At 58.7% G+C, this 12984-nt stretch carries 9 protein-coding genes and 3 pseudogenes; 8 read left to right on the top strand and 4 right to left on the bottom strand.

Translation table 11 applies throughout. The features are described 5' to 3' along the window. Positions 1 to 67 precede the first annotated feature (67 nt). The 3 genes and pseudogenes from BM321_RS16980 (at position 68) to BM321_RS16970 (ending at position 2864) form a co-directional block, all read left to right on the top strand. Positions 68 to 1711: an acetolactate synthase large subunit gene (locus BM321_RS16980; RefSeq protein WP_092328606.1), complete on the top strand. Its 1644-nt coding sequence runs from the start codon at positions 68 to 70 to the stop codon at positions 1709 to 1711. 44 nt (positions 1712 to 1755) lie between these two features. After that, a pseudogene (locus BM321_RS16975) lies at positions 1756 to 1896 on the top strand (aldehyde dehydrogenase); the annotation flags it as partial. Positions 1897 to 1997: 101 nt separating this feature from the next. After that, on the top strand, positions 1998 to 2864 hold the full coding sequence (locus tag BM321_RS16970) for an amidohydrolase family protein (protein WP_256573491.1): 867 nt from the start codon (positions 1998 to 2000) through the stop codon (positions 2862 to 2864). Here BM321_RS16970 and BM321_RS16965 read toward each other — a convergent pair. After that, a complete protein-coding gene (locus BM321_RS16965) occupies positions 2857 to 3597 on the bottom strand; it encodes an IclR family transcriptional regulator (protein ID WP_092328611.1) in 741 nt (246 codons plus the stop codon). The two genes, BM321_RS16970 and BM321_RS16965, sit on opposite strands and share 8 nt — an antisense overlap. 238 nt (positions 3598 to 3835) lie before the next feature. Between BM321_RS16965 and BM321_RS31335 the strand changes: the two are divergent. The 5 genes and pseudogenes from BM321_RS31335 to BM321_RS16945 form a co-directional block, all read left to right on the top strand. Beyond that, positions 3836 to 4654 (top strand): annotated as a pseudogene (locus tag BM321_RS31335) (MCP four helix bundle domain-containing protein); the annotation flags it as partial. Further along, positions 4649 to 5512 (top strand): methyl-accepting chemotaxis protein, encoded by an 864-nt coding sequence (locus BM321_RS31330; protein WP_371856631.1) that lies wholly within the window; start codon positions 4649 to 4651, stop codon positions 5510 to 5512. The pseudogene BM321_RS31335 and the gene BM321_RS31330, both read left to right, overlap by 6 nt. A 202-nt stretch (positions 5513 to 5714) precedes the next feature. Continuing rightward, positions 5715 to 6449, top strand: coding sequence for a gluconate 2-dehydrogenase subunit 3 family protein (locus BM321_RS16955; RefSeq protein WP_092443497.1), 735 nt, complete (start codon positions 5715 to 5717; stop codon positions 6447 to 6449). Between the two features lie 6 nt (positions 6450 to 6455). Next, the gene (locus BM321_RS16950; protein WP_092328618.1) at positions 6456 to 8234 is read left to right on the top strand and encodes a GMC family oxidoreductase; all 1779 of its coding nucleotides are present in this window, start codon (positions 6456 to 6458) and stop codon (positions 8232 to 8234) included. Between the two features lies 1 nt (position 8235). Then, positions 8236 to 9507: a c-type cytochrome gene (locus tag BM321_RS16945; RefSeq protein ID WP_092443495.1), complete on the top strand. Its 1272-nt coding sequence runs from the start codon at positions 8236 to 8238 to the stop codon at positions 9505 to 9507. A gap of 282 nt (positions 9508 to 9789) precedes the next feature. On the opposite strand, the gene BM321_RS16940 is transcribed toward BM321_RS16945, so the two are convergent. The 3 genes and pseudogenes from BM321_RS16940 to BM321_RS16930 form a co-directional block, all read right to left on the bottom strand. Beyond that, the gene (locus BM321_RS16940; RefSeq protein ID WP_092443494.1) at positions 9790 to 10353 is read right to left on the bottom strand and encodes a TetR/AcrR family transcriptional regulator; all 564 of its coding nucleotides are present in this window, start codon (positions 10351 to 10353) and stop codon (positions 9790 to 9792) included. 234 nt (positions 10354 to 10587) lie between these two features. Then, positions 10588 to 11288, bottom strand: a pseudogene (locus BM321_RS16935) (glutathione S-transferase family protein). Between the two features lie 325 nt (positions 11289 to 11613). Beyond that, positions 11614 to 12936: a purine-cytosine permease family protein gene (locus tag BM321_RS16930; RefSeq protein ID WP_092443492.1), complete on the bottom strand. Its 1323-nt coding sequence runs from the start codon at positions 12934 to 12936 to the stop codon at positions 11614 to 11616. Positions 12937 to 12984: the final 48 nt, after the last annotated feature.

Below are 12984 nucleotides of genomic sequence, written 5' to 3'. Positions count from 1 at the left end.
GCTCGTCATCTCGATTAATTTTGCCCTCCCAGGGCTCCCCACAACCTCGATCAAGGTACCCCGTAACATGGCCAAGGCCGCGGATCTCGTCGTGCAATGTCTCGAAAACGAAGGCGTGAAGTACGTGTTCGGTATACCGGGCGAAGAAAATCTGGATCTTCTCGAATCGCTGCGCAAATCTCAGATCAAGCTGGTGCTGACCAGGCATGAGCAGTCGGCCGGCTTTATGGCCGCCACCTACGGTCGCCTGACCGGCAAGACGGGTGTCAGTCTGTCAACGCTTGGCCCTGGAGCGACCAACTTGGTCACAGCTGCCGCCTACGCCTATCTCGGTGGCATGCCGATGCTGATGATCACCGGGCAAAAGCCGATCAAAAAATCCAAGCAAGGTCGGTTCCAGATCATCGATGTTTGCGACATGATGGCTCCGATCACTAAATACACCCATCAGCTCACCTCCGCCGATAACATCCCGGCGCGCATGCGCGAGTCCTTCCGCCTCGCCGAGGAAGAAAAGCCAGGCGCCGTGCACCTCGAGCTGCCGGAAGATATCGCCGCTGAGCAAACCGACAGCATGCCGATCCCACCCAGCCTGCATCGTCGTCCGCTGGCCGAGCACAAATCAGTCGAAGCCGCTGTCGAGAAACTGCAGAAGGCGCGCAGTCCGATCCTGGTGATCGGCGCTGGCGCGAACCGCAAGATGACCGCCAAGGTTCTACAGCAACTGATCGACAAGACCGGCATACCGTTCGTGACGACCCAACTCGGTAAAGGTGTGGTTGATGAGCGCCATCCGCGCTTCCTCGGCAACGCCGCGTTGTCGTCTGGTGATTTCGTGCATCGCGCCATTGAAGCGGCTGACTTGATCATCAACATCGGCCACGACGTCATCGAGAAGCCGCCATTCTTCATGGTTCGTGGCGGCACCGAGGTCGTCCACATCAACTTCCGCTCCGCCGAAGTCGACGCGGTGTACTTCCCACAGATCGAAGTGATCGGTGACATCGCCAATGCCGTGTGGCAGATCGGCGAAGCGCTGACCGACACCAGCCACTGGGACTTCACTCGCCTGCTGGAGATCCGCGAAGCCAACGAGGAGCAGATCGCCGAGGGTGGCGACGATAATCGCTTCCCGATCTACCCACAGCGCCTGGTGGCTGACATCCGTCGTGTACTGCCGTCCGAAAGCATCGTCGCACTGGACAACGGCATCTACAAAATCTGGTTCGCCCGCAACTATAAGGCGCACAAGCCGAACACCGTGTTGCTGGACAACGCCTTGGCGACCATGGGCGCCGGCTTACCATCGGGCATGGCAGCCCACTTGGTTCACCCGGATCGTCCGGTCATCTCGGTGTGCGGCGACGGCGGCTTCATGATGAACAGTCAGGAGCTGGAGACCGCAGTCCGTCTAGGCATGCATATTACCGTTGTGATCTTGCGTGATGACGCCTACGGCATGATTCGATGGAAGCAGGCCAACATGGGCTTCACCGATTTCGGCCTGGATTACGGCAACCCGGACTTCGTCAAATACGCCGAAGCCTACGGTGCGAACGGCCACCGCGTGGAAAGCGCCGACGGCCTGCTGCCACTACTGGAACATTGCATCAAGACACCGGGTGTGCACGTGATCGATTGCCCAGTGGACTACTCCGAGAATGACCGCATTCTCAACATGGAACTACGCGAGCGTAGCGCGTCCGTCTGAAGGCGACCCGTTAAACAACGAGACTCTGGGCACCGTGCCAAGAGCGTGCACTGACCGCCAAAGAACGTGGCGTCAAGCTGCGTCGCTGGTTCGAGCTGATGATCGAAAACCAGGACGATCTCGCGCACCTCATGACATTGGTCTTTAGCGCAAACGGTTGCCCAGATGCCGAGGTTGAACTTGAGCACCTTTTTTTCTTTTCGAACGCCACAACAACAATGAGAAGTTCAGCATGGCCATAACTCGACGTAAGTTCGTTCAAGGTAGCGTTTCACTCGGGGCCTTCATGTCGCTTAATGCATTTGCGGGATTCCGCTATTCCAGCGGCGAAAACAGCTCTTTGCTCGTACCTCCGGCAGGAAGCGTGGATTGCCACATGCACCTGTACGATGATCATTATCCGGCAGCATCGGGGGCCACTTTGCTGCCCCCCAATGCCTCGTTGGAGGATTATCGTCAGGTGCAGCAACGCCTTCACGTCAGGCGCATGGTCATTGTTACACCGTCTACCTATGGCACCGATAACCGGGTCATGCTCAATGGCTTGCTAGACGCGAAAGGCGACGCTCGTGGCGTTGCGGTGGTCGCGGGCACAATTGCCGACAAGGAGCTGGAAGAACTCCACGCTGCGGGCGTCCGCGGCATTCGTTTCAACCTGAGCTACGGCGGCGCCAACCTTGACGATCTTGAAAAACTGGCGGCGCGCGTCAACGAACTGGGCTGGAACGTGCAGGTCGTTGCGCCTGGCACGCAACTGACCGATCTGGAAAGCCGTCTGGCGAAGCTGCCATCCCGGCTGGTCATCGATCACATGGGCCATGTGCCTCAGCCAGAGGGCGTGAAGTCGGATGCGTTCGCTGCAATAACTCGATTGCTGGACAACCAGCGCACGTGGGTCAAGCTGTCAGGCCCGTACATTCGATCCAAGGTTGGCGCTCCCAGCTACAGCGACGTTGGACTGGTTGCGCAGGCGCTGGTGAAAATAAACCCGGAAAGAATGCTGTGGGGCAGCGACTGGCCCCACCCCACCGCGGCCGAAAACAAGCCCAACGATGCAGACATTCTTGATCTGCTCTACCACTGGGCGCCATCGGAGCACGACCGGACACGTATCCTGCGGGACAACCCGGTCAGCCTGTACGGCTTCAGTTGATATCTTCCGGGGCTGGGGCGTGATGCATGCCCTTTTCCTCTCGAGTGGATTTGCCGCCCAGGCTGCGAGTCAGGTCCTCAGCCACTGCAACAAATACATTCCGGATGGATTTGGCATAGTCGCTGGTCAGTCGGGCCGCCGGGCCGGATAGCACCAGAGCACCGATGACTTCCTGTAACGGACCGTAGATCGGCAAAGCCATCGAGGCTGCGTGTGGGTCGGTGGCGCCGCTTGAGTAAAGCGGCTCCAGCCCATCCTTTGCACGGCTGAACGGCGTTCGCAACGCCTCAGCGCCCGCCGCGCCATCCATGGGGCGCATTTCCCCTTGCTGCAGGTGCAAACGCAGGCGGTGCGGTGAGTTGACCCGATACTGACAAAGACGATAGGCGCCGTGACGCACGTAAAAAGAGGCCGTCTCGCCCGTTTCGTCGGTCAACTGGTGCAGCCTGGGCACGACGTGTCGCTCCAGATCCAGCGCCTCCTGATACACCGCGTTCAGGCGCATCACTTCGCTGGCAAGCATGTACCGACCATCAGCCATCCGATTGACGAAACCATACGTCTCCAGAGAAACCATCAGCCGCATGATGGTGCTCTTGATCAGACCGGTACGCTCGACCAGTTCGACAAGATTCAAAGCGGTATCGCCGATCCGGAATGCGGACAGAACGGTGAGCACCCGATCGGCTGATGCCACACCGTTGACCGCTGGGCGCGGACGCGTTTTGACCATCGTTGACTCTCCTTGGCGACTGACTGAACGTCGAAAGCGAAACTGGACGGCATTATCCGATAGCTGAAAGTGGATAGCTACCGGACGGGACTAATCCCTGCGTTACACGTTACCACCTGTGCTCACGCCAATGCCCCCCGACCTCACTTCTGGAAGCCAAGGGTTACAGGCATTACCACAATTTTGAAATATCGTTTCATTAAACCCTTAAGAGTTAAGCGCCTACGCCGACATAAAGATGTTTCCACACCCGTGGCAGGTTCATCCTTTATCTCGCGCCGAGGTTCGCACCATGATCCGCAATATCTCCATTTCTGCACGATCTGCGATCAGCTTTACATTGATCGCCTCCATCGTGGTCATCGTCGGCCTCTACGGCTTGTTCAAGATGTCCCTCATCGACAACACCAATCGCACCATCCAGCAGACCGGCATCCCCTCGTCAGCTGCATTGGGCGCCATGCGCGAAGCCATATTGGGTCTGCGGGTCAACTCGCTCAAGCTAGCGTTCTATCCCTCTGCGGAAATGCGCGAAGACAGCACCCGTCGCCTGGAAATCCAGCTCAAGAAATACAGCGAAGCGCAGGCCGCCTACTCGGCCAGCATCGATAATCCAGACGAGCGCGCACTGTTTGAAACCATCAAGCCACTTCTGCAAGCGACCGAGCCGGGTATCCGTCAACTGATCGAGCTGGGCAAGCAAGGTCGTGAAAAAGAAATGATCGAACTACTCAATGGCTCGCTGCGACAGAATTCTGAACAGTCGTTTCCCAAGCTTTACGAACTCACAGATCTGAACAACCGCAACATGAAGGAGCTGTTCGAACAGTCAGCCCAGACCTACCGCAGCTCGCGCAACAATGTCGCGCTGATCATCGTGCTCGCGGTGCTGATCACAATCGCCGTGGCCATCCTGATCAGTCGCAGCATCGTGCGCCCTATCGGCATCGCCCTGTCGGCGGCAGAAAAAGTGGCGGCGGGGGACCTGACGCAAACGATCAAAACAGACGGCCGGGATGAAGTCACCCGACTCAACGGCACGCTTTTGACTATGCAGGCCAACCTCAAGAACACCTTGCAGGAAATTGCGCGCTCGGCCGAAGTTATTGCGTCCTCGTCCAGCCAATTGCGGGCGGTCACTTCGGAGTCCAATCAGAACCTGGCTCAACAGAACGATGAAATCGAGCAGGCGGCGACCGCTGTTACAGAGATGACCGCCGCCGTGGAGGAAGTGGCACGCAACGCGGTGGCCACCTCGCAGGCTTCGCAAGAATCCCGCTCGGCCAGCGAGCAAGGCAACGCTCGCGTCGGTGAAACCATCGAAGCGATCGAGTCCATGGAGCGCAACGCGGCGCGAAGCGCGGAACGGGTGGCAGGCCTCGCCGAGCGCGTCCGTGAAATCGCCAAAGTGCTGGATGTCATCCGCGGCATCGCCGAACAGACCAACCTGTTGGCGCTGAACGCTGCAATCGAAGCGGCGCGTGCCGGCGAAGCGGGTCGCGGGTTTGCGGTGGTGGCCGATGAAGTGCGCGCCCTGGCGGCCCGGACGCAACAATCCACCTTCGAAATCGAATCGATGGTCACCACCATCCGGGAGGGCTCCGATCACGCAGTCTCCGCCATGAAGGAGAGCACCGAGCAAGCGACACAGACGCGAACCCTGGCACGTCAGTCCGGCGATGCCCTGCGGGAAATCATGAACAGTGTGCTGCAGATCAACGAGCAGAACATGGTGATCGCCAGCGCTTCGGAAGAGCAGGCCCAGGTGGCCCGGGAAGTGGATCGCAACCTGATCAACATTCGCAATTTGTCGATCGTTTCCACCGAGCAGGCCCGCCAGACCGTCTCGGCAAGCGAAGAACTGGAGCAACTGGGCCACTCGCTTACGCGCCTGGTGGCCGGTTTCAAAATATAAGCCGTGGTTAAAATAACGAATTAGTGAAACGACATTCTATTATTTGCCATTTCACTGAGATACCATTCTTCGCCCGGATGCAGCTGTGGCCGTTTAACGAACGCGTCCACAGCGCCGGATCCTCCCTGAATTTCCCAAACGTCCAAGATGGTCAACAGGCCACTTCACAAGCACCTTCTGCCGCACGCCTGACGGAGCAACCATGACCGATACACCCAATTCCCGACGCGAATTCCTGCGTCGAAGCGCAATTCTGATCCCCGCCGTAAGCCTGGGCGGGTATTCGACGACGCAGATAGTGGCTCCGGCCCCGGCACAGGCCGCCGTCGCGGAAGACAAACCGGCTCATGCGCCGAATGCCTACGAACCAAGCTATTTCACGGCTGCCGAGTGGCAATTCGTCAATGCAGCGTGCGCTGTCATCATCCCCGAAGACGAAGAAGGTCCTGGCGCAGTGTCTGCGGGCGTTCCCGAGTTTCTTGACCGCCAGATGGAAACCCCTTACGCCTATGGCCGACTCTGGTACATGCAGGGCCCTTTCATCACCGACCAACCTGTGGAAATGGGCTTCCAGTTCAAGCTGGTGCCGCGTGAGATCTATCGCCTGGGCATCGCGGAGGTCGACGCTGTCTGCCAGAGCGCCCATGGCAAGCGTTTCGCCGAGCTGCCTGAACAGGTCCGGATCGCGACGCTGACGGCGCTGGAAAAAGGCCAGCTCAAACTGAATAACGTGCCGGGCGAGATGTTCTTCGCGCTGCTGCTGAAAAACGTCAAGGAAGGCTATTTCGCCGACCCCAAATACGGCGGCAACCAACACATGGCAGCGTGGAAAATGATCGGCTTCCCCGGTGCGCGCGCAGATTTCATGGACTGGGTAGATCGTCCCAACGAGCGGTATCCGCTCGGCCCTGTGTCCATCAACGGACTCAAGGGGTAAAGGCAGATGGCTATCAAGAAACCGGAAATCGATGCCGTGGTCGTCGGTCTGGGCTGGGTGGGATCGATTCTCGCCGCCGAATTGACCGAGGCCGGGCTGAACGTGGTCGCCCTGGAACGTGGGCCTGATCAAGACACCCCTGACGACGCGAGCTACCCGAAAGTCATCGACGAACTCGCCTACACGGTGCGCGGCAAGCTGTATCAGGACTTGTCCAAGGAAACCGTCACCATTCGGCATACGCCCTCCGACGTCGCGGTTCCGTATCGCCAGCAAGGCACCTTCCTGCTGGGCAACGGCGTTGGCGGCGCGGGCTTCCACTGGAACGGCCTGACCTGGCGTCCACTGCCCAGTGACCTGAAATTGCGCAGCCATTACACCGAGCGCTACGGCAAGAACATGATTCCTGACAACATGACCATTCAGGATCATGGGGTGAGCTACGAAGAGCTCGAACCCTTCTTCACCCGCTTCGAAGACGTCGCCGGCATCTCCGGCAAAGCGGGCAATATCAAGGGTCAGCTCATCGAAGGCGGCAACCCGTTCGAGGGCCCGCGCAGCAAGGAATTCCCGCTGCCACCGCTCAAGCCGGTGTATGGCGACTCGCTGTTCGAAAACGCCGCGAAGAGCCTGGGTTACTCGCCATTCAAAATCCCGGCCGGCAACGCATCGGCTCCCTACACCAACCCTTATGGAGTACGTCTGGGGCCGTGCAACTTCTGTGGTTTCTGTGAAAACTACGGTTGCTACATGTATTCCAAGGCTTCGCCGCAGACCACCATTCTTCCCGTTTTGCGCCGCCGCAAGAATTTCGAATTGCGCGCGCTTTGCCACGTTACCAAGGTCAACCTGGACTCCACCGGCAAGCAGGCGACAGGCGTCACTTACATCGATGCGCAAGGTAACGAGACCGAGCAACCGGCACGGCTGGTCATCCTCAGCGCGTTCCAGTTGCACAACGTGCGCCTGCTGCTGCTCTCCGGCATCGGCAAGCCCTACAACCCACAGACCGGCGAAGGTGTGGTGGGCAAGAACTACGCCTATCAGATGCTCGGCGCGGTCAACGTGGTCATGCCCAAGGGCACCTACCTGAACCCCTTCATCGGCACCGGTGCGGGCGGATCGGCCATCGACAACTATAACGGCGACAACTTCGACCACACCGGTCTCGGTTTCATCGGCGGCGCCAACATCGGTCACCACCGCACCGGCGGACGGCCAATCGGGCAGACCAGCGTCGCCAAGGGCGCGCCGAACTGGGGCAAAGGCTGGAAAGCCGCAGTGGCCGACAATTACCAGCGCAGCCTGAACATCTACACCCAAGGCTCGGTGATGACCTACCGAGACACCTACCTGGATCTCGACCCGACGTATCGCGACTCGTTCGGCCAGCCACTGTTGCGCGTCACCTTCAATTGGCATGACAACGACATCAAGATGTCGCAGTACGTGACAGGCAAAGCGGCGGAAATCGCCAAGGCCATGAATCCTGAGTCCTATCAGGTCAACGCCAAGAAGATCGGCACGCTGTACGACACCCGCTTCTACCAGAGCACGCACACCACCGGCGGCGCCATCATGGGCACCAGCCCGTCCAACAGCGTGGTCAACCGCTATCTGCAGTCCTGGGATGTGCCCAACCTGTTCGTGATCGGCGCGTCTGCCTTTCCGCAGAACATCGGTTACAACCCGACGGGACTCGTCGGTGCCCTCGCCTACTGGTCGGCCAATGCCATCAGACAGCACTACCTGAAGAACCCCGGCAAGCCGTTGGTGGAGGCCTGAGATGATAACGTTGAACACACTTTTGAAGTGGAGCGCATTGTGCCTGGGCTCGATCAGTCTGCATGCCATGGCCGCGTCGGTAGATCCACAGGCGGTGCAGCGGGGTGAATACCTGGCCCGCGCGGGCGACTGCATGGCCTGCCATACGGCCAAGGGCGGCGAGCCCTACGCCGGCGGGTTGGGCCTGGAAACGCCCATCGGCGCGGTCTATGCCACCAACATCACCCCCGATCCGGTGCACGGTATCGGGGAATACACGCTGGAGGACTTCGACAAGGCAGTGCGTCACGGCATCCGACGCGATGGCTCGAGCCTGTATCCGGCGATGCCGTTTCCGTCATATGCCAAAGTCTCCGATCAGGACATCGCCGACCTCTACGCCTACTTCATGAACGCGGTGAAGCCTGCCGCAACGCCCAACCGCGATGCCGATATCCCATGGCCTCTGAGCATGCGCTGGCCGTTGGCGATCTGGCGCTGGACATTCGCACCGGCAGTGGCGAGCACGGTGCCAGCCTCGTCGGATCCTCAACTGGCGCGCGGTCAGTACCTGGTCGAAGGCCTGGGCCATTGCGGCAGCTGTCATACACCGCGTGGCATTGGCATGCAAGAAAAGGCGCTGTCCGCCGATGCGCAGGGTCAGTTCCTCTCGGGTGGCGCGCCGCTGGAAGGCTGGGTGGCCAAGAACCTGCGAGGCGACACCCATGATGGTCTGGGCGCGTGGAGCGAGGCGGAAATCGCCCAGTTCCTCAAAACAGGTCGCACCGACCGTACGGCAGTGTTCGGCAGCATGACCGATGTGGTTCAGCACAGCATGCAGTATCTGACCGATGAGGATCGCCTGGCCATCGCTCACTACCTCAAGAGCCTGCCCGCTTCTGGCCCTGCGCCCGCAGCATCAGGCGCCTCCGACACCGCCAAACAGATGGCCAACCTGAACGTGCAAGCGGTCGGGGCCCGGGCCTACGCAGACAACTGCATGGCTTGCCATCGCAGTGATGGCAAAGGTTACGCGCAAGTGTTCCCGGCGCTGGCCGGCAACTCGGTCGTCAACGGCAAGGACGCGACATCGCTGATTCACATCGTGCTCGCTGGCGGCTACCTCCCCGGCAACCAGCATGCGCCGACGGCGTTCGCCATGCCGGGTTTCGCTTGGCGTCTATCCGATCAGGAAGTGGCTGACGTGGTCACCTTCATCCGCACAGGGTGGGGAAACATGGGCACACCGGTTAGCGCTGCTGACGTTCAGGCCCAGCGTTCGACTGGCCACTAAAGCTCCACAATTTGCCACCAACGGCCCTATAGCGAGCCCCTCGATGGATGGGGCTCGTCATCAACAACAGTCCGTTTTGACCTCAGGGACCTTCGAAGTACCGATTGAGGTCGAAGGCTATCGGTAACCGATGGCTGCTATCGAAAGCTGTCACTGGCGTGTCCATTGCCCGTACATCAAGATCTCCTGGCAAAAAGGATTTCGCACCAGATTGCGCAACGGTTTCTTGTAAACCTTGCAGAAGTCGAGGGAGTGTCCGCCTTGGGTCGCGGTAGCAGCCACTTATGCTGGCAATGGTCCATATGCACGATAGGTATCTATCAGCGTGTCAAACAGCGAAATGTCCGATCGGCTTCTGGCAATAAGCTGAGCACCCGCCACGGCCGAAAAAATCGCACGGGCCCGCTTCTCACTGTCTTCTGGCTCGCATACGTTGGCGGCTACGAGAAGCTTGCTCAGCCAAGCCACATTCACCTCCGCAAAAGCCTGAATTTCCTGAGTCATCTCTGCCGGCAAATTGTCGGTTTCAGCGCCCACGAAGCTGCCCAGACAGAGACGGTTATCGGCCTCAAGTGAGCGACGAAAAATCTCGGGAAAACGACGCAGGGCCTCGAGAGCATCTGGCGTTTCCTGAGAGATCGCCTCGAGTGCCGCCGCGCCGTCTTCCCAATACCGCCTGGCGACAGCAAAACCAAGATCAGCCTTGCTCGGGAAGTGGTAATAAATACTCGCGGGCTTGATTCCAACCTTACTGGCCAGATCGCGGAAGTTTAAGCCGTTGTAACCTTGGGACTGAGCGATATTTCTCGCCTCCAGCAGAATGGCTTCTCGGGCGTTGATCGTCATTGCTTTGCCTTTGTTCTTTGGTCGAGTGATCGGAAGACCACCATGCTAAATCAAAAGCCTACCTTTTGTTAGGTAGCCGCGCGATGCATCTGTCATCGGACGTTATCAATTCAACTCATGCAGAGGAGGCACCTTGTCACACCTCCCATCATCCCTGGCGCCCCGAGTCAGAAATAGCTCCGCCGGGAGCGCCATGCATTGCGGTCCCGACGACTCTACTCCCACAACGCGAGATCACTTAGACGGCGAATCCAATTCCGGAATTCCGCTGCTCCGATCAGCGTAGGCAGCCTGGAAGCTTGGGCGTTTCTGCCAGCGCTTCCAATAGGCGTCGATGAACTCGAAACGCTCATCCAAAGGGGTGGCGTTGACCGGGAACTTGGAGAATGCAATCGCGGTTGCCAGAGTGATGTCAGAGAAGGTTGGAGCGCTGCCGCCCAGCAACCATTCACGGCCATCGGACAGATGACGATTGACCAACGCTGCATGGGCTAACGCTTCCTTGCGACAGTGCTCGCCCCACGCCTCATTCTTCGTCAGTTCAAGCTTGAAGCCCAACCCGGTGTGCAACACGTGAAACGCCGTCACAATCCGGTAAAGGATATGCACCCAGACCCGGTTATCCCACATGTTATCGAGCCCTTGCTCCAATGCTGTCTCGCCCATGATCTTGCGACCCGGATAGGACTGATCGAGGTAGCGAACGATAGCTGCCGTTTCGGAAATGAAACTGCCGTCCGCGAGTTTCAGCGTGGGCGTTTCACCCCATGGATTCATATTGAGGTGACGCCATCCACGCTGTTCCCCCCGGGAGCCATGTCATAAATCGTTTCTTCGAACAGGTCCGCTATTCCCTTTTCATGCATGAACAGACGCAGGCGTTGAGGGTTGGGGAAGGCGGATGGAGAGGTGAAGAGTTGCAGTTTAGCGGTCATGGTCAGCTCCAGAAGGAAGAAAAAAAATCTACCTAACGCTTGTTAGGTATGAGCGAATCTATTCCTCATTCTCCTCCAAGTCAACACCTACCTAACGATTGTTAGTCTTGCAGTTTCGGCTAATTTCCAAGCGCGCCTGACCACGAGCTCGAGGGACGAGTGCCGGCGAGGTCTAACGATGAATGTGGAAGGCATTCGTCGAAAATAAAGCGGCGGAGCCTGCTTACCCAATTCGGGAAAGCATTCAGCGAATTTGTAATGAGCTTCCCATTGCCTGCTCTACCTAGTTAGAGCAGGCAGGTATGGGGTGAGTGACTGCAAAACTCTACTCTGCCAACCGTATCCGCAACCGGCTTCGATGGGACAAGCCTGCTTGCAAGGCAAATGCAACTATCACGGTAGATGGCGCGGAAAAGCTGCTCGGGCCGGCGCCGGAAAACATCAACGCAAGGCCCAATGCGGTGGCGCCAAACCAAGCCGTCAAGCCCACCGGGTTAAACGCGGCCACCCGCTCCAGCGCTGCCACGTCGCTGCGTCCGTAGACAATCTGCGCCAACGCCACACCCACCCAGGCCACCACGAAAATCCCCTGATAGGCCAACGCCTTGAGGATGTAGGCAAACACGTCCGCGAGCATCAAACCGTAGACGATCACCCCCACCGCCACTGCCCACATCAGGTACGAACCGCGAAGGCCAAATCGACCGAAGAACGCCTGCATGTTCAGGGTCGCCAAGTAATAGTTGGCGGTGTTGATCCGGGTTTGCGTGGCCCAGACAAACAGCAATCCCCACAGGCCCATCAACTGCAAAATCGCCATCACCACCGAGACTTCGTTCAGCGCGCCTTCGTGGGGAATGCTGCTGACCAGGTAAATGCCCGCCGCGCCGTTGAGCAGAAACGTCACCGCGTAGAACGGCATGCCGAAGTTCCAGCGACCGTGGTACTCGGCATCTTCAGGCTTGCCGAAACGCGCATAGTCGAAGGTGAACAGCATCAACACCCAGACGCCCATGTAGGCGACAAAACAATCCCACCAGCCGAATGCACCAGGCGTTGCCGGGCCGAACTCCAGCCATTGCGGCTGATAGCCATAACGGCTGATCGATAGCCCCACCGCCACCAGCAAACCACCGAGGTATACCGGCAGCAGTAGGCCGTTGAGCTTGTCCAGCCAGTGCTGCACGCTGCCCAGGATCATTGGCACGCTGTAGAGCACCACCACCAATGCCGCCAGCGGATAGACCAGTTCCGGGTACAGGTGATTGAGCGCGACGGCAATCACCGAACCTTCGAACACCGCGTAATAAATCGCGGTCGAGAAGAAAATCAACGTCGCCAAGCACGCCCCGGTGCTGCCGAACAACAGCCGTGAAAACAACGCCACCGACAAACCGCTGCGAACCGCAAAGCGGCTGAGCACGCTGTTGACCAGTCCATAACTGATCACCGACAGGACCATGCCGATCAGCGCATTGCGCGCACCGAACGACAACGCCAATGAAGCACCCACCACGATGTAAAACATCGCACTGCACACCGCCCACCAGGCCATGGTCAGGGACAGTCGACCCATGCGCGCTTCGGTGGGCACAGGATGATGCGCCGGGTCTTGCCCGGTTTGACTCGATTGCGATAAAGCAGCCATATGCGTGAACTCCAAAACCAGTCAAAGGTTGAAGCGCGGGTAGCCGTC

This window comes from Pseudomonas sp. NFIX10, from assembly GCF_900111955.1.
Classification (GTDB): domain Bacteria; phylum Pseudomonadota; class Gammaproteobacteria; order Pseudomonadales; family Pseudomonadaceae; genus Aquipseudomonas; species Aquipseudomonas fluorescens_AA.
This window is presented reverse-complemented; position numbering and strand designations above follow the sequence as displayed.

Bases quoted from the DNA above. Each gene is read 5' to 3' on its own strand.
- BM321_RS31330 (WP_371856631.1), top strand. From the start codon at position 4,649: ATGCAGGCCAACCTCAAGAACACCTTGCAGGAAATTGCGCGCTCGGCC.
- BM321_RS16965 (WP_092328611.1), bottom strand. From the start codon at position 3,597: ATGGTCAAAACGCGTCCGCGCCCAGCGGTCAACGGTGTGGCATCAGCC.
- BM321_RS16970 (WP_256573491.1), top strand. From the start codon at position 1,998: ATGTCGCTTAATGCATTTGCGGGATTCCGCTATTCCAGCGGCGAAAAC.
- BM321_RS16955 (WP_092443497.1), top strand. From the start codon at position 5,715: ATGACCGATACACCCAATTCCCGACGCGAATTCCTGCGTCGAAGCGCA.
- BM321_RS16950 (WP_092328618.1), top strand. From the start codon at position 6,456: ATGGCTATCAAGAAACCGGAAATCGATGCCGTGGTCGTCGGTCTGGGC.
- BM321_RS16930 (WP_092443492.1), bottom strand. From the start codon at position 12,936: ATGGCTGCTTTATCGCAATCGAGTCAAACCGGGCAAGACCCGGCGCAT.
- BM321_RS16980 (WP_092328606.1), top strand. From the start codon at position 68: ATGGCCAAGGCCGCGGATCTCGTCGTGCAATGTCTCGAAAACGAAGGC.
- BM321_RS16940 (WP_092443494.1), bottom strand. From the start codon at position 10,353: ATGACGATCAACGCCCGAGAAGCCATTCTGCTGGAGGCGAGAAATATC.
- BM321_RS16945 (WP_092443495.1), top strand. From the start codon at position 8,236: ATGATAACGTTGAACACACTTTTGAAGTGGAGCGCATTGTGCCTGGGC.